This window comes from Kitasatospora sp. NPDC058048 (genome assembly GCF_042885555.1).
Lineage (GTDB): Bacteria > Actinomycetota > Actinomycetes > Streptomycetales > Streptomycetaceae > Kitasatospora > Kitasatospora lactacystinica.
In genome coordinates this window covers 63201-80252 of sequence record NZ_JBHVRT010000006.1, presented here as the reverse complement: position 1 = coordinate 80252, position 17052 = coordinate 63201, and the positions used below count along the sequence as shown (strand labels likewise).

At 72.6% G+C, this 17052-nt stretch carries 13 protein-coding genes; 8 read left to right on the top strand and 5 right to left on the bottom strand.

Annotation, left to right across the window (positions count from 1 at the left end; all coding sequences use genetic code 11):
• Positions 1 to 107: 107 nt before the first annotated feature.
• From ACFVVA_RS08405 to ACFVVA_RS08395, 3 genes are all read left to right on the top strand, one after another.
• Positions 108 to 1493, top strand: coding sequence for a hypothetical protein (locus ACFVVA_RS08405; protein WP_387687012.1), 1386 nt, complete (start codon positions 108 to 110; stop codon positions 1491 to 1493).
• 193 nt (positions 1494 to 1686) lie between these two features.
• Positions 1687 to 3102, top strand: a complete 1416-nt coding sequence (locus ACFVVA_RS08400; RefSeq protein ID WP_387687010.1) for a hypothetical protein — start codon at positions 1687 to 1689, stop codon at positions 3100 to 3102.
• A 164-nt stretch (positions 3103 to 3266) separates the two neighbouring features.
• Complete coding sequence (locus ACFVVA_RS08395) at positions 3267 to 4865, top strand: TolB family protein (protein ID WP_387687007.1); 1599 nt, start codon at positions 3267 to 3269, stop codon at positions 4863 to 4865.
• A gap of 202 nt (positions 4866 to 5067) precedes the next feature.
• Here the strand turns inward: ACFVVA_RS08395 and ACFVVA_RS08390 are convergent, their stop codons facing one another.
• Both ACFVVA_RS08390 and tdh read right to left on the bottom strand, forming a co-directional pair.
• Positions 5068 to 6261, bottom strand: coding sequence for a glycine C-acetyltransferase (locus ACFVVA_RS08390; protein ID WP_359911169.1), 1194 nt, complete (start codon positions 6259 to 6261; stop codon positions 5068 to 5070).
• Between the two features lie 53 nt (positions 6262 to 6314).
• A complete protein-coding gene (tdh, locus tag ACFVVA_RS08385; RefSeq protein WP_387687004.1) occupies positions 6315 to 7343 on the bottom strand; it encodes an L-threonine 3-dehydrogenase in 1029 nt (342 codons plus the stop codon).
• 565 nt (positions 7344 to 7908) lie between these two features.
• Between tdh and ACFVVA_RS08380 the strand changes: the two genes are divergently transcribed.
• Positions 7909 to 9366 carry a serine hydrolase domain-containing protein gene (locus ACFVVA_RS08380; protein WP_387687002.1) on the top strand — a complete coding sequence of 486 codons (1458 nt, stop codon included), beginning with the start codon at positions 7909 to 7911 and terminating at the stop codon, positions 9364 to 9366.
• Positions 9367 to 9462: 96 nt separating this feature from the next.
• Here ACFVVA_RS08380 and ACFVVA_RS08375 read toward each other — a convergent pair whose 3' ends face one another.
• Positions 9463 to 10524: an ATP-dependent DNA ligase gene (locus tag ACFVVA_RS08375; protein ID WP_387686999.1), complete on the bottom strand. Its 1062-nt coding sequence runs from the start codon at positions 10522 to 10524 to the stop codon at positions 9463 to 9465.
• A 66-nt stretch (positions 10525 to 10590) separates the two neighbouring features.
• On the opposite strand from ACFVVA_RS08375, the gene ligD reads away from it, so the two are divergent.
• Positions 10591 to 11598, top strand: coding sequence for a non-homologous end-joining DNA ligase (gene ligD, locus ACFVVA_RS08370; protein WP_359913322.1), 1008 nt, complete (start codon positions 10591 to 10593; stop codon positions 11596 to 11598).
• Between the two features lie 13 nt (positions 11599 to 11611).
• Here the strand turns inward: ligD and ACFVVA_RS08365 are convergent, their stop codons facing one another.
• Together ACFVVA_RS08365 and ACFVVA_RS08360 are read right to left on the bottom strand one after the other, a co-directional pair.
• Complete coding sequence (locus tag ACFVVA_RS08365) at positions 11612 to 12100, bottom strand: hypothetical protein (protein WP_387686996.1); 489 nt, start codon at positions 12098 to 12100, stop codon at positions 11612 to 11614.
• A gap of 59 nt (positions 12101 to 12159) precedes the next feature.
• The gene (locus ACFVVA_RS08360; RefSeq protein ID WP_387686994.1) at positions 12160 to 13383 is read right to left on the bottom strand and encodes an 8-amino-7-oxononanoate synthase; all 1224 of its coding nucleotides are present in this window, start codon (positions 13381 to 13383) and stop codon (positions 12160 to 12162) included.
• A gap of 175 nt (positions 13384 to 13558) precedes the next feature.
• Between ACFVVA_RS08360 and ACFVVA_RS08355 the strand changes: the two genes are divergently transcribed.
• From ACFVVA_RS08355 to ACFVVA_RS08345, 3 genes are read left to right on the top strand one after another with little or no spacing between them, the layout of a single operon-like run.
• A complete protein-coding gene (locus tag ACFVVA_RS08355) occupies positions 13559 to 14011 on the top strand; it encodes a hypothetical protein (protein ID WP_387686993.1) in 453 nt (150 codons plus the stop codon).
• 32 nt (positions 14012 to 14043) lie between these two features.
• Positions 14044 to 16326, top strand: coding sequence for a hypothetical protein (locus tag ACFVVA_RS08350; protein ID WP_387686992.1), 2283 nt, complete (start codon positions 14044 to 14046; stop codon positions 16324 to 16326).
• 6 nt (positions 16327 to 16332) lie between these two features.
• Complete coding sequence (locus ACFVVA_RS08345; RefSeq protein WP_387686991.1) at positions 16333 to 17052, top strand: hypothetical protein; 720 nt, start codon at positions 16333 to 16335, stop codon at positions 17050 to 17052.

Below are 17052 nucleotides of genomic sequence, written 5' to 3'. Positions count from 1 at the left end.
ACGAGATCACCGCCGCCCGTTGACCACCGACCCTCCCGACGGTTGGCTCTGCGAGAGCCCGCCGCCGGGAGGGAGCGCGGCCGGCCGATCCCAGGGGAGGACGTTCCATGACCACCGCACGCACCCGCAGATGGCTGGGCCGCGCCGCCGCCGTGCTGGTCGCCACCGCCGTGGCCGGCGCCGCGATGCCCGCCGCCGAGGCCAGGCCGCCCAAGGGCGACACCGCCCGCGTCAGCGAGACCGCCAAGGGCGAGCAGCTCAACGCCTACTCGACGCCGCTCGGGCTGAGCGAGGACGGCCGCTCCGCGCTCTTCACCTCCGCCGCGACCAATCTGCTGCCCGGGCCCGGCACCCCGAACACGGACGAGGTCTACGTCCGCGACCTGCGCAACGGGCACATCGAGAAGGTCAGCGTCGCCGACGACGGCTCCGCGCTGAACGCCGCCACCACCGACGCCTCGATCAGCGCCGACGGCCGGTTCGTGGCCTTCAGCACCACCGCCACCAACGTGGTGCCCGGCCAGCCGAGCCACCCCAGCGACGTCTTCGTCCGCGACCGCTGGACCGGACACACCGAACTGGTCACCGCCGCCGCCGTGCCGAGCACCGACGACCAGAGCGGGTTCGGGGCCCTCAGCCCCAGCATCAGCCGCGACGGCCGCTACGTCGCCTACGTCTCCAACCGCAGCGACCTCGCCCCGGGCACCCTGCGGCGCGGCAAGAACAACGTCTACGTCACCGACCGCTGGACCCGCACCAGCCGGCTGGTCACCGTCGGCGCGGACGGCTCGGGTGCCGACAACGCCTCCTTCGCCCCGACGATCAGCGCGGACGGCGCCACCGTCGGCTTCACCTCCCGCGCCGGGAACCTGCTGCCGGAGCCCCCGGCCACCGACGCCGACGCCGCCACCGACTCGCCCCGGCTCGCCGGACCCCACTACTACCGGTACTACGTCTGGAAGGCCGGCACCGGGAAGATCGTCGGTGCGAGCCTGGACGGCACCGGCGAGCTGACCGGCGTCTCCTACGACGCCAGGGTCAGCCCGGACGGCCGCTTCGCGATCTACAGCGTCCCGGTGTTCGTCGGCGGCTTCCCCGGCCCGGCCCACGGCATCCGGCTGGACCTGTACGTCCACGAGCTGGCCACCGGCAAGGTCACCAAGGTCAACACCGACCTGCCGGGCACCAGCACCAAGTGGTCCTCGTCCGGCGGCGTCATGACGGCCGACAGCCACTGGGTCTACTTCGACTCCGGCGCCGAGACCCTGGTCCCCGGCGACACCAACGACGCCGGCGACATCTTCCGCCGCGACCTGTGGACCGGCCGGATCGAACGGGTCAGCCTCACCCGGGACGGCGGGCAGAGCACCTCCTCGTCCTTCAGCCCGTTCGTGGACGCCACCGGCGACACCGTGCTCTTCACCGCCGACGACGGCGACCTGGTGCCGGGCGACACCAACCAGGTGCTGGATGTCTTCCTGCGCCGCCTGTGACGGCCTGACGCACCCCGAGGCCCCGGGACCCTGACGGTCCGATGCCCCGACTCCCTTGCGGGATACGACCGGTGGCGTATTTCCGAACGGAATCGCCACCGGTCGTTGACCAACCGTCCGCACGACGCTTGGCTCTCCCCGACCGGGCCGCGGGGGCCGTGGGCCCGGGACCGCCATCAGGGGAGGACGATCCATGACGCACGCACCCACTCGACGCCGGCTCGCCCGCGCCGCCGCCGTGCTGGCCGCCACCGCCGTGGCCGCCGGAGCGGCGCTGCCCGCCGCCGAGGCCAAGCCGCCCAAGGGCGACACCGCCCGCGTCAGCGAGACCGCCAAGGGCGGGCAGATCAACGGGCGTTCGATCGCGATCGGGCTGAGCGAGGACGGCCGCTCCGCGCTGTTCACCTCGACCGCGGCCGACCTGCTGCCCGGGCCCGGCACCCCGAACGCGGAGGAGGTCTACGTCCGCGACCTGCGCAACGGACACGTCGAACGGGTCAGCGTCGCCGACGACGGCTCCCGGCTGGACGCACCCACCGCGGACGCCTCGATCAGCGCCGACGGCCGGTTCGTGGCCTTCAGCACCAGCGCCACCAACGTGGTGCCCGGCCAGCCGAGGCGCTTCAGCGACGTCTTCGTCCGCGACCGCTGGACCGGCCGCACCGAACTGGTCACCGGGGGCGGGTCCGGCGACGACGAGGGCTACTCCGACAGTCCGTCCCTGAGCCGGGACGGCCGCTACGTCGCCTACACCTCCAACCGCACCGACCTCGCCCCGGGCTCGGACCCGCGCCACTTCAACGTCCTGGTCACCGACCGCTGGACCGGCACCACCCGGGTGGTCACCACCGGCGCGGACGGCGGGGCCGCCAACAACACCTCCTACGGTGTGACGATCAGCGCGGACGGCGCCACCGTCGGCTTCACCTCCCGGGCGACCAACCTGCTCCCGCAGGCCCCGGCCGCCAACCCCGCCGCCGCCGCCGACACCGACCCCGACCCCGGCACCGGCACCGGCACCGGCACCGACGCCGGTGCGCCCGGGCTGGCCCCGGCCCGCTTCTACCCGTACTTCGTCTGGAAGGCCGACACCGGGAAGGTCTCCGGCGCCAGCGTGGACGACGAGGGCACCCTGCGCGGCGTCAGCAGGGGTTCCCGGATCAGCCCCGACGGCCGCTACGCCCTGTTCGGCCTGCCGTTCCGCATCGGCGGGCCCGGCTCCAACCACTTCCGGTCGGACCTGTACGCCCGGGAACTGGCCACCGGCCGGCTGACGCGGCTCAACGCCTTCCTGCCCGGCACCACGACCACCGCGAGCGCCCAGGACCCCGCCATGACCTTCGACGGCCACTGGGTCTACTTCGACTCCGCCGCCGACAACCTCGTCCCCGGCGACACCAACGGCGTCAGCGACGTCTTCCGCCGCGACCTGAGGACCGGCGCGATCGAACGGGTCAGCCTCACCCGGGACGGCGGGCAGAGCACCTCCGACTCCTCGGACCCGTTCGTGGACGCCGGCGGCGGGACGGTGATTTTCACCGCCGACGACGGCGACCTGGTGCCGGGCGACACCAACGCCGCCGCGGACGTCTTCGTACGCCACCCGTGACGGTCCGAATGGCTTGATTCCCTTGCCGCATACGTCCGTTGACGTATTTTACGCCGACATTACCGGAGGGCGTTGACCCCCCGGCCCTCCCGACGATTGGCTCTGCCGAAAGCCCGTTGCCGGGAGGGAGCCCGGCCGGGCGATCGCTGGGGAGGAACACCTTCATGACACGAACCACCCGGACGACCCGCAACCGTTGGCTGTCGGGCGGTGGCAGCGTCCTGGTCGCGGCCGCGCTGCTCGCCGTCGCCGCCGCCCCGGCCCAGGCCGGCCCGGCGCCGCGCGGCACCACCCAGGTCAGCCTCGGACCGAACGGCGCGGCGCCCGACAACCAGTCGACGGCCCAGGGCATCAGCGCGAACGGCCGCTACGCCCTGTTCACCTCCCGGGCCACGAACCTGCTGCCCCACCCCTCGGTGGGCTGGAGCAACGCCTATGTGAAGGACCTGCGCACCGGCCGCCTCGAACAGGTCAACCTGTCCGACGCGGGCGGGGCGCTGAGCGGCTCGACCGACCAGGCCGGGATCAGCGCCGACGGCCGCTACGTCGTCTTCGAGAGCGAGGACGAGAACGTGGCGCCCGGCGCGCAGGTCAAGAACCGCACCGAGGTGTACATCAGGGACCGCAGGACCGGCCGCACCGAGCTGGTCAGCAGCAGCCCCACCAACACCGACACCGACCAGTACCACTCCTCGTACAACGCGCAGGTCAGCGGCAACGGCCGGTACGTGGTCTACGTGTCCTCCCGGACCGACCTGGACCCGACCGTCGTGGACCCCGAGCCGGAGCCCACCCCCGAGCCCTCGCTCGCCCGGCCCTACACCTGGAAGATCAACGTCTACCTCACCGACCGCTGGACCCACACCACCCGGCTGGTCTCCCACGACGTGAACGGCAAGCCGGGCGAGAGCACGTCGTTCCGACCGACGATCAGCGCAGACGGCCGCACCATCGGCTTCGGCTCCATCTCCAGCCTGCTGCCGGACGAGCAGGCCCCCGGCCTCGCCGCCGCGACCGCCGCGGCGGCGGCCACGGCCTCCGCCCCCGCCTCCTCCGACGCCTCCGCCGACGTGGAGCTCACCCCGAGCGCCGCCGAGGCCGCGCGCCGCAGCGTCCCGCAGTCCGCGGCGCAGCCGAGCCTGGCCCGCCCGACCGCCGCCCCCTACTACACCTACGACGTCCGCTCCCGGACGCTCACACCGGTGAGCGCGGGCCTCGACGGCACGATCGGCAGCTCCAGCTTCGAGGCGACGATCAGCCCCGACGGGCGGCGCGCGATCTACACCCTGTCCGAGCCCGGCGGCTCGACCGGCGGCCACCGCTACCACACCGTGCTCCACGTGCGGGACCTGCGGACCGGCACCGTGACGAAGGTCAGCGGCGGCCTGCCCGGCACCAGCTCGGTCGGCTCCTCCGACCACGGCTCGATCAGCGCCGACAACCGCTGGATCTACTTCGAGTCCGCCGCCGACAACCTGGTGGCCGGCCCCCAGCACCCGGGCTGGGACGTCTACCGCCAGGACCTGCGCACCGGCCGCACCGAGCGGGTCGCCGCCGCGCCGGACGGCTCGCTCGGCAACGGCTCGTCGACGCAGCCGTTCGTCTCCGCCTCGGGCAACACCGTGGTGTTCGACTCGACCAGCGGCAACCTGGTCACCGGCGGCACCGGCCCGGCGGTCGAGAACGGCCAGGTCTTCGCCAAGCCCGCCGGGTTCCACCGCAGCGTTGCCGGCGACGACCAGGGCGAGAACGAGGACGACTGACCGGCAGCCGTCCTCCGGCAACCACGACGGGGGCGGGACGTCGGCGGGGCCGGCGTCCCGCCCCCGTTGCGGGAGGGTGGGGCAGATGGTCCTGGGGCCGTGCGGCGGGGGCGCGTCGATTCGCCTCCGCCGCGCGGCGGTTGTGAGCCCGTGGGCCGGTCCGGTTCCGAGCGGTCCGGCCCACGGGCAGCCTGGGTGGAGGTCAGCCCTCCAGGGCGGCGCGCGCGTCCACGAAGGCCGCGACGGCGCGCTCGACGTCCTCGGTGGAGTGCGCCGCGGACAGCTGCACCCGGATCCGGGCCTGGCCGTGCGGCACCACCGGGTAGGAGAAGCCGATCACGTACACGCCGCGCTCCAGCAGCAGTTCGGCGAGCCGGCCGGCCTCGGCCGCGTCGCCGATCATCACCGGGGCGATCGGGTGGTCGCCGGGCAGGATCTCGAACCCGGCCTCGGTCATCCGCGTCCGGAACAGCGCGGTGTTGGCCGCGAGCCGCTCGCGCAGCTCGTTGGACTTCTCGACCAGGTCGAGCACCTTGAGCGAGGCGGCCGCGATCACCGGGGCCAGCGAGTTGGAGAACAGGTACGGGCGGGAGCGCTGGCGCAGCAGGGCGACGATCTCCCGGCGGGCGGCGACGTAGCCGCCGGAGGCGCCGCCGAGCGCCTTGCCGAGGGTGCCGGTGATGATGTCCACGCGGTCCATCACGCCGTGCAGCTCCGGGGTGCCCCGGCCGCCCGCGCCGACGAAGCCGACGGCGTGCGAGTCGTCCACCATGACCATGGCGTCGTAGCGGTCGGCCAGGTCGCAGATCTCGCGCAGCGGGGCGACGTAGCCGTCCATCGAGAACACGCCGTCGGTGACGATCAGGCGGCGGCGGGCGTCCTGGGTGTCCTGGAGCTGCTTCTCCAGGTCGGCCAGGTCACGGTTGGCGTAGCGGTGGCGGCGGGCCTTGCTGAGCCGGATGCCGTCGATGATGCTGGCGTGGTTCAGCGCGTCGGAGATGACGGCGTCGCGGTCGTCCAGCAGGGTCTCGAAGACACCGCCGTTGGCGTCGAAGCAGGAGGAGTAGAGGATCGTGTCCTCCTGGCCGAGGAAGGCCGAGAGGCGGTCCTCCAGCTCCTTGTGGACGTCCTGGGTGCCGCAGATGAAGCGGACCGAGGCCATGCCGTAGCCCCAGCGGTCCAGGGCGTCCTTGGCCGCGGCGAGCACCTCGGGGTGGTCGGCCAGGCCGAGGTAGTTGTTGGCGCAGAAGTTCAGCACCTCGCCCGGGCGGCCGCCGCCGGTCACGGTGACGGCGGCGCTCTGCGGGCTTCCGATCACCCGCTCGGGCTTGAACAGGCCGGCCTCGCGGATCTCGTCCAGGGTGGCGGCGACGTCGGCACGCACGTTGTCGAACACTGCGGTCTCCTTAAGCAGTTCGGCGGGAGCAGTTCGGCGGGGCTGGGGCGGGCTCAGGCGGTCCAGTCGAGGATGATCTTGCCGCAGTTGCCGCCCGCGGCGTCGTCGAAGGCGGCCTCGAAGTCGGTGGCGGCGTAGCGGCCGGTGATCACCGGGCTGAGGTCCAGGCCGCCCTCCAGCAGCACGGACATCGCGTACCAGGTCTCGAACATCTCGCGGCCGTAGATGCCCTTGATGGTGATCATCGAGGTGACGATCGAGGCCCAGTCCACCGGGAACTGCTCGGCGGGCAGGCCGAGCATGGCGATCTTCCCGCCGTGGGTCATGTTGGCGATCATCGACTGCATCGCCTCGGGACGGCCGGACATCTCCAGGCCGACGTCGAAGCCCTCGCGCAGGCCCAGCTTCTGCTGGCCCTCCTCGATGGTGTGCTCGGAGACGTCGAGCGCCAGCGTCACACCGACCTGGCGGGCCAGGTCAAGGCGGTACGGGGAGACGTCGGTGATCATCACGCTGCGGGCGCCGGCGTGCTTGGCGACGGCGGCGGCCATGATGCCGATCGGGCCGGCGCCGGTGACCAGCACGTCCTCGCCGACCAGCGGGAAGGACAGCGCGGTGTGCACGGCGTTGCCGAACGGGTCGAAGATCGCGGCCACGTCCAGGTCGACCGGCACCCGGTGCACCCAGACGTTGGAGGCGGGCAGGGCCACGTACTCGGCGAAGGCACCGTCACGGTTGACGCCCAGGCCGACGGTGTTGCGGCACAGGTGGCGGCGGCCGGCCAGGCAGTTGCGGCACTTGCCGCAGACCAGGTGGCCCTCGCCGCTGACCAGGTCGCCGACCGCGATGTCCGCGACGCCGGCGCCGAGCTCGGCGACCTCGCCGACGAACTCGTGGCCCAGCACCAGCGGGGTCCTGATGGTCTGCTGGGCCCAGCCGTCCCACTTGCGGATGTGCAGGTCGGTGCCGCAGATGCCGGTCCGCAGCACCTTGATCAGCACCTCGCCGGGGCCGATCTCGGGCATGGGGACGTCCATCAGCCAGAGCCCGGGCTCGGCCTGCTGCTTGACGAGTGCCTTCACGGCGGCTCCTGACGTGCGGGTGGGACGGCCTGCGGGTGCGGGGGCAGGCCGAGGGAGCCCGGTTCGACCGTCCCTGACGGGTGCGCTCCGGGCAGGCAGAAATCTGCCTGGTCGGAGGGGGTGCGGTCCATCGAGGAATTCTTAAGGGCGGCCACAGCTGGGCTGAACGATCGTGCCCGAGCGGCGGCCGACGGCGGGTGCGGCATGCCGGTGCTCACCCGTCCGGCCGAGCGCGGGGCGACCGCCGTGCCGCCGTCCGACGGGACGCCGGCCGGGGTGGGCGGCCCGGCCGGACGTGCGTGACCCGGCCCGGGTGGGCGGCCCGGCGCAACGTGCGCGGCCCGGCCGGGGCGGCTGGCACCGGGCCGCCAGCCGGACGGGGCACTCGGCTGACCGCGCTCCCGTTCGGTCCAGCCCCGCACCGACCCGCGCGCGGCCGTACGGCGGCGGTGCTTACGGTGGCGACGCTCCCCCGCGGCCCCGTGGAGCAGCGCCCCGGCCTGCCCGGGAGCGCTCCGGGGCCCTTCGCCAAGGGGCCGTCCGCCCCAGAGAGGCGCCTGCGCCGATGACCGACACCCGATGGCCCCGACCGGCCGTTCCCCGCTCCGTGCGGGTCCCCCGCACTCCGCGCCCGGCCGTCCCCCGGTCCGTACGGGTGGCCTCCGCCGTCCTCGCGCTGAGCGGCCTGCTCGCCGTCTCCGCCTGCTCCGGGGACGCCGGGCCCGCGCGGCAGGCCGAGCCGGCCGTCACCGCCGAACCGGCCGCGCTGAGCCCGACCGCCACGCCGACCGGCAGCGCCACCGGCGCGGTGGTGCCGCTCACCCAGGACGTCATGAACCAGCTGGACAGCGCGATCAAGCAGGTGATGAGCGAGGTCTCCATCCCCGGGGTGATCGTCGGCTACACCGCTCCCGACGGCAGCTACCAGCGCACCTTCGGCGTCGCGGACAAGAACTCCGGGGCGCCAATGTCGGCCGACATGTACATGCGCATCGGCAGTGTGTCCAAGACCTTCACCGCCACCGGCATCCTGCGCCTCGTGGACCAGGGCAAGCTGGGCCTGGACGACCCGATCTCCAAGTACGTCCCGACCGTGCCCGGCGGCGACGGCATCACCCTGCGCCAGCTCGGCGAGATGCGCAGCGGCCTGTTCAACTACACCCTGGACTCCGACTTCCAGCAGGCGTTCTTCGGCAACCCCAACCAGCCCTTCACCCCGGACCAGTTGCTCGCGTACGCGTTCAAGCACCCGGCGAACTTCGCCCCGGGCGCCCAGTTCGAGTACTCCAACACCAACCTGATCCTGCTCGGCCTGGTGGTCGAGAAGGTCGGCGGGCAGCCGCTCCAGGACTTCCTGAACCAGCAGGTGTTCACCCCGGCCGGGCTCTCCAGGACCAGCCTGCCGACCGACGCGGCCTTCCCTGACCCGCACGCCCACGGCTACACCAACCAGACGGCCAGCGGCGCGGTCGAGGACGCCACCAACTGGAACCCGTCCTGGGGCTGGGCGGCCGGCGCCGTCATCTCCAGCCTCGCCGACCTGCAGACCTGGTCGAAGGTGCTGGCCACCGGGGAGCCGCTGATCAAGCCCGCCACCCAGGCGGAGCGGCTGAAGTTCGTGCCGGTCGGGCCGACCCCGGACCTCGGCTACGGCTTCGGCGTGTTCACCACCCACGGGTGGATCGGCCACAACGGCTCGCTGCCCGGGTACGAGAGCGTGGTGATCTACCTGCCGCAGGCCAAGGCCAGCCTGGCCATCCTGCTCAACACCGACATCCTGCACGACGGTTCGGAGCCCTCGACGTTCCTGGCACGGGCGATCACCCAGATCGTCTCGCCGAACAACGTCTACACGCTGCCCACCCCGCCCGGCTCGGCCTCCCCGACGGCCTCCTCCTCCCCCACGGGCTCCCCGACGGCCTCGCCCTCGCCGACGGGCTCTCCGACCGGCTCTCCGACGGCCTCGCCCGCGGAGACCGCGTCGGCCACGCCCACCGGCGCCGCCACGCTGCACATCTCCTGAGCACATCTCCTGGACCGCACCCGCAGGACCCGCACGTACGCGGGAGGGCCCGACCGGGTCGGGCCCTCCCGCGCCGCCGCGCTGTCCGGCGCGTCGTCAGCCGCCCAGCACCTTGCCGAGGTCGTACGAGACCGGCTCCTCCAACTGCGCGTAGGTGCAGCTCTCCGGCGTGCGGTCCGGCCGCCAGCGGCGGAACTGCGCGGTGTGCCGGAACCGGGTGCCCTCCATGTGGTCGTACGCGACCTCGACCACCCGCTCGGGGCGCAGCGCGATCCAGGAGAGGTCCTTGCCGCCGGTCCAGCGGCTGACCGCGCCGGGCAGCCGGCCCTCGGCGTGCGCGGCCTCGTCCGCCCAGCCGCCCCAGGGGTGCTGCGAGAGGTCCTCCATCCGCAACGGGGCCAGTTCCTCGACGAGTTCGCGCCGGCGGGCCATCGGGAAGGCGGCGCAGACGCCGACGTGCTGGAGCCTGCCGTCCCCGTCGAAGATGCCGAGCAGCAGCGAGCCGACCACCGGGCCGCTCTTGTGCTCGCGGTAGCCGGCCACCACGCAGTCGGCGGTGCGCTCGTGCTTGATCTTGTACATGGTCCGCTCCCCCGGCCGGTACGGCTGGTCCAGCGGCTTGGCGACCACCCCGTCCAGGCCGGCGCCCTCGTACTCGGCGAACCAGGTCCGGGCGAGGTCGAGGTCGGTGGCGGCGGGGGCGGTGAACACCGGGTCGGCGGCGTCGGCGAGCGCGGCCTCCAGGGCCTGGCGGCGCACCGACAGCGGCTCGTCCAGCAGGCTCTCCTCCCCGAGGGCGAGCAGGTCGAAGGCGACGAAGGAGGCCGGGGTCCGCTCGGCGAGCAGCCTGACCCGGCTCGCGGCCGGGTGGATGCGCTCCAGCAGCTCCTCGAAGCGCAGCCGGCCGTCCCGGGCGATCACCACCTCGCCGTCCAGCACGCAGCGCGGCGGCAGCTCCCGCCTGAACGCCTCGACCAGTTCGGGGAAGTACCTGGTCAGCGGCTTTCCGGTGCGACTGCCGAGCTCCACCTCGTCCCCGTCGCGGAACACGACGGAACGGAAGCCGTCCCACTTCGCCTCGTACTGCATCCCGGGCGGGATCCTGGCCACCGACTTGGCGAGCATCGGCGCCACCGGCGGCATCACGGGCAGGTCCATGCGTCCGATCCTCGCCCGCTTCGCCCCGGAGCGCGCGCCGGGCGCCCGGCGCTTAGCGTGTGGGGCATGGGCTCAGCCGTGGAACTGGAAGTCGCCGGGCGCACCGTCCGGCTGTCGAACCCGGACAAGGTGTACTACCCCGAGCGCGGCTTCACCAAGCTGGACGTCGCGCAGTACTACCTGGCCGTCGCCGACGGGGTGCTGCGCGGCCTGCGCGACCGGCCGACCACCCTGCAGCGCTTCCCGGACGGCGTGGACGGCGAGTTCTTCTACCAGAAGCGCGCCCCCAAGGGCCTGCCGGAGTGGCTGCCCACCGCCCGGATCGAGTTCCCCTCCGGCCGCTCCGCCGACGAGATCTGCCCCACCGAGCCGGCCGCCGTGCTGTGGGCCGCCAACCTGGGCTGCCTCACCTTCCACCCCTGGCCGGTGCGGCGCTCCGACACCGGCCACGTCGACGAGCTGCGGATCGACCTCGACCCGCAGCCCGGCACCGACTTCCACGACGCCGTCCGCGCCGCCCACGAACTGCGCGCCCTGCTGGAGGAGTACGGGCTGCGCGGCTGGCCCAAGTCCTCCGGCGGGCGCGGACTGCACGTCTACGTGCCGCTGGCGCCCGAGTGGACGTTCACCGACGGGCGGCACGCGGTGATCGCCCTCGGCCGGGTGCTGGAGCAGCGGATGCCCGGGAAGGTCACCACCGCCTGGTGGAAGGAGGAACGCGGCGAGCGGATCTTCGTCGACTACAACCAGATGGCCCGCGACCGCACCATCGCCTCCGCCTACTCGCTGCGCGCCCGCCCGCGCGCCACCGCCTCCGCCCCACTGCGCTGGGAGGAACTGGACGACGCCGCCCCCGAGGACTTCGACCTGCGCACCCTCCCCGCCCGCTTCGCCGAACTCGGCGACCTGAACGCGGAGATGGACGGCCTGGCGTTCCGCCTGGAGCCCCTGCTGGAGCTGTACGAGAAGCAACTGCGCGACGAGGGCCTCGGCGAACTCCCGTACCCGCCGGACCACCCCAAGGCGGCCGGCGAGCCCACCCGGGTCCAGCCGAGCCGGGCGAGGAAGAAGTAGCCGGCCGGCCCGGTCAGTCCACCGGCGGCGCCCACAGCGCCCGGACCCGGTCGGCGGCCGCGTCGTACCCGAGGAACGGCGCCCCGGTGTCGCCCTCGACGTACATCGGCACCGGCCTGCCCAGCCGCCGCCCGATCGCGGTCAGGAACCCGCACAGGACGTCCAGTTGCTCCTGGCCCTGGAGTTCGCCGAGGCCGACGTCGAAACCGATCTGCTCCGCCCCGAGGAACCGGAAGACGGCGCAGACCTCCGGGGCCGGCCGCACGCACAGAACCGGGCACCTGGCACCGGCGGGCCGGGACAGCACCGCCTCGGCCCGCGGCAGCGGCAGCACGAAGCACCCCACGATGAACTCGTACGCCCAGCCCTGTTCCTCGACCAGGTCGAGCAGGGCCTGCCAGTCCGCCACCGTCGTGTCCTCGATGAACACCTCGGCGAGGCAGCCCCCGTCGGTCGGATCGAGCAGCCGTGCCACGTGCTCGTCCCAGCGCAGATCGGTCATCCCGCCGTCCTGCCCGGCGGGCCCGGTCGCTCCGAGCGGCTTGTCGCTCCGCCGTCCGCTCATTCGCCCCGCGCACCGGCCGGGGCCAGTTCGGCGACGATGCGGACGGCCTCGGCGATCTGCCCGTCGGTCAGGTCGCCCCGGGCGGTCAGCCGCAGCCGGGAGATGCCGTCCGGGACGGACGGCGGGCGGAAGCAGCCGACGGCGAGGCCCGCGCGGCGGCAGTCGGCGGCCCAGGCGACGGCGGCCTCGGGGCCCGGGGCCCGGACGGACACCACGGCCGCCTCGGGCTCGCAGCTGTGCAGTCCGGCGGCGGTGAGCTGCCGGGCCAGGGTGCGGGCCACCTCGCGGGCGCGCTCGGCGCGGGCCGGCTCGGCGCGAAGCAGCCGCAGGGCGGCGAGGGCGGCGCCGGCGGCGGCCGGGGCGAGACCGGTGTCGAAGATGAAGGTGCGGGCGGTCTCGGTGAGGTGGCGGATCACCCGGCGCGGGCCGAGGACGACGCCGCCCTGCGAGCCGAGCGACTTGGAGAGGGTGGCGGTGGCCACGGTGTCCGGCTGCCCGGCGAGCCCGGCCGCCGCGAGCGCCCCGGTGCCGCCGGGGCCGAGGACGCCCAGCCCGTGCGCGTCGTCGACCAGCAGGGCGGCGCCGTGCGCGCGGACGGCCTCCGACAGCGCGGGCAGCGGGGCCGCGTCGCCGTCCACCGAGAACACCGAGTCGGTGACCACCAGCGCCCGCGGCTGCGCCCGATCGGCCAATGCCTCGGCGACGGCCGCCGGGTCGCTGTGCGGGGCCCGGTGGACGTCGGCGCGGGAGAGCCGGCAGCCGTCGATCAGCGAGGCGTGGTTGTAGGCGTCGGAGACGATCAGGGTGTCCGGGTCGGTGAGCGCGGTCAGCGCCGCGAGGTTGGCCGTGTACCCGGAGGAGAACACCAGCGCAGCCTCCGTTCCGCAGAACTCGGCCAGCTCCTGCTCCAGTTCGGTGTGCAGCGCGGTCGTCCCGGTCACCAGCCGCGACCCCGTCGAGCCGCCGCCCCAGCGCAGCGCAGCGTCCGCGGCCGCCCGCGTGACGACCGGATGCCTGGTCAGGCCCAGGTAGTCGTTGCCCGCGAGGTCCAGCACCGGGTCGTCCGCGGCCCGGCTGCGCAGCGTCCGCGTCAGCCCGGCCTCGGCCCGCATCGCGGCCGTCTGGTCGAGCCAGTCGAAGACCTGCGCGGGAGCGGCGGCCGGGGCGGGGGCAGGGGCGGGGACGGCGGAGCGCGGCTCGGCCGCGAGCGGATGGTTCATGCCCGGCACTCTGGCATGCCACCGCGTGTCGGGCAATGTGCGGATCGGCACAGTATGAACGGGCCAATCCAGTCGTGATTCACCACATGTTAACCAGGTATCAATATTCAATTCACCGAAATCGCGGCCGCAAAAATAGTACGATCCTTGCCGATCATTATCCGGGGGGAAAACAATGACCGACCTCGAATTCGAGCGTCGCATGAATCCGTGGCTCTTCGACGACAAGGGCAATCTCACCGAAGAGGCGAAGAAGCAGTTCCCGGACCTGGCCGGCGCCAACGCCGCACCGGTCTCGCTGAGCCCGGCGGCCGGCGGCAAGACCGTCGCCGTGAACCCCGGCGTGCTCCAGCAGGCCGCGCAGAACGCCTTCGCGCTGCGGGACGCCGTCAAAACCGAGTGCGACCAGCCCGGCGAGCACGTCAACGCCGCCGCCGGGTCCCTCAAGGGCTGGAACCTCGGCGGCGTGCTCACCGCCACCTGGGGCACCTGGACCAGCCAGTCCAGCGGGCTGCAGACCACCGTCGGCGACATCGGCACCAACCTGCAGACCACGGCCCAGAGTTACACCAGGACCGACACGGACATCCAGGCCCACTTCAACCAGGCGCAGGGCGCCGGACGCTAGCGCCGGCGCGAACGGGGGGATACAGCACGATCATGGTGACGTTCAGTCAGCTCCAGCAGGTCGACCTCGGCGGCCTCGCCTCCGCGGCGGGCGACTTCGAGAACCTCGTCCGCAAGTGGGACCTCACCCAGCGGATGCAGAACGAGGTCATCGGCACCATCCAGCAGTCCGGCTGGCACGGCGACGCCGCCGGCCTCGCCAACGCCAAGCTCACCTGGGCCCGCGACCAGATCCACGCGGCCTTCGAGGAGGCCTCGGCCCTGGCCAAGACGCTCCGCGACGCCCACACCGAGATCACGGCGGCGAAGAAAGACCTCACCACCGCGGTCCAGAACGCGACCCACGAGGGCCTCACCGTCGACGGCGAGGGCGCGGTGCACTGGCCGCCGCCCACGACCCAGGAGGACAAGAAGGACCCCGAGTACGCCAGGAGCTGGAAGGCCAAGGCCGAGACCGCCGCCAAGGCCATCGGCGACGCCATCGACCGGGCCACCGAAGCCGACCAGGACGCCTCCCGGGCCCTGGGCGACGACACCGGCAGCGACGGCACCGCGTTCAACGCCAACCCCGTCGGCGGCATCCCGGAGGAGGAGGCCAAGGCGGCCACCTACATCCTCGGCCTCGGCGACCAGGCCAGCGACGCCCAACTCAAGCACCTCCAGGAAATCCTGGACCACCACAAGAGCGACCCGCGGTTCGCCACGTCCTTCTACGGCAACCAGGACCCGGCGACCTTCATGGCCAAGTACGGAGCCATGGCGCAGAGCGGGGACTACGCCAACAGCCCGGCCCGCAGCGCGGCGATCAAGGGCATCCAGCAGGACCTGGGCCTCACCCTGGCCACCGCGACCGACACCAAGCAGCCGCTGCACGTCTCGGACGAGTGGGAGAAGCGGTTCCGCGCGGCCGGCGCCACGCAGATCCCGCTCCGGCCCGGCGCCGACCCGGCGAAGAGCCCGTACGGCTACCAGATCATGGCCAACCTGCTGCGGAACGGAACGTACGACGCGCACTTCCTCAACCCCATCGCCGCGCACGTCACCCAACTCACCCAGGAGAACCCGACCCGCTGGGAGGTCCCGGCCTACCGCAGCGGCGGCTACCCGTTCGACGAGTTCAAGTTCATCGGCCAGCCGGACAAGGACGGCAACCTCAAGGGCTTCAACCCGCTGTCCGGAATCCTGGACGCGTTCGGCCACAGCCCCGAGGCCGCCACCAAGTTCTTCAACGACCCGGTCACCACGTACAACCCGGACGGCAGCGTCAAGAGCACCGGCGGCCAGAACACCTACTTCAAGCTGTTCACCGACTCCGGGAACAACTCCGTCCTCGTCGACATGAACTACCCGCTGCGCCCGCTCGAAGGCGGCCCGGCCGACCCGAACAACGTCGGCCCGCTCGGACACGCCCTGGAGGCCGCCGCCACCGGCCGCGCCTGGGACGACACGGAGGGCAAGTACCCGCCGCACACGGCGGAGATGAACGCCGTCATGAAGCAGGTCGTCGACCGGTTCGGCAGCGGCGACGGGCCCGCGACCCTTCGCGGTGGTGTCTTCGCCGATCTCAACGGCAGCATCGGCAACATGGCGGCCAACTACATCGGCGACATCGAGAACTCGCTGGACGGCCCAGGACCGAACAACACCAATTCACACGCGCGGCTGTCCGTTCCCGGCGTGCCCGCCCTATTCGACCAGTCCCAGGTGAGCGTGCTGCTGTCCACCGTCGGCCGGAACCCGGACGCGTATGCCTCGATCGCCACAGCGCAGCAGACCTACCAAACGGCCCAGATCGAGCAGGTCATCGCCACCCGGGAGCCGCACGGGGATCTGACCGCGGCGGTCGAGAACGTGACCAGGCCGGGCGGACAGGTCGCGGGCATCCTCACGAAGGCCGTGTCGGACGAGATCTATGAGAACCATGCCGCGTCCGACCAGCAGTACAACGACGCGCTCGACTCCAAGAAGGAGATAGCCAAGATGGTCTGGGACTACACCGGCGGAATAGCCGCCGACAAGGTCCCCCACGTCGGCGGCATGATCAACGAGAAGGTCGACGAGCTGATGACCCAGGTGGCCGACAGCTACAAGGTCGACACCACGAACGAGGCGCGGGACGACGCCCAACGGCGCACCGCAGTGGCTGTCGGAGGCGCGCAGCAGGCCGTCATCAACGCCGTTGAGGGCGCCAGCCGCGATGCCGGACTCGACCAGGGATACGTGAACACGCTGGCGAACCGGGCCAAGCAGACCTTCAGCGAGGGTTGGACCAACGGCCAGGCCCTCTACAACCCCAAGTTGAGCACCAAGGCGTGATGAAGCATGGCTGACGTCGCACACATCATCCCCCGCTCGCCCGACGACCCTCCCCGGCGCCGCTCCCCGGTCCGGCCCTGGCACGCCGCTGTCGCCCTCGCCATGGTCGCTGCGGTGAGCGGCGGACTGTGGGCCTGGAAACCCTGGCAGTCGGTGGAGCTGCCGGAGCACACGTGCTGGGGAGTTCTCGGCCGAAGCGACCTGAAACCGCTCGCGGGCCCGGACGGGAAGGCCACCGAGCCCAAACCGTCCCGCCGAATCGCCACGCCCGCGAGCCCAGGGCCGTTGGGCACGGGGGACCTCGACTACCGCTGCTACGTCTCCTGGGGAAGCGGAACCACCCTTCTCGACGTGGATGTCCGACCACCGAAGGACGGGATCGACAACTATCGGCAAAGCGACGCCGTCCTCGGGCAGGTCGCCCCGCTCGACTTCGGCTCCGGCGCGACCGGGTGGGTCCTGGACAACAGGAACACTCCCGGGGGAGCGGTGGTCCGGCTCTACGTGCCGTGCGACTACGAGGCCCCGAAGGGTGGCAGTGGCCAGGCCGCACCGTCGTACCTCAGCGTCCGGGTCACCGGGGACGTCGTCCACGGCGCCTCCCCCGCCAAGGCGCACCAGGCCTACGCGGACATCGCGCTCAAGGTCGGCCGGGCCGCTGTGACCGCGTACGAGTGCCGCAACACCGTGACACTGCCGAGTACCGCCCCCCGCGTCGTCTCGTAG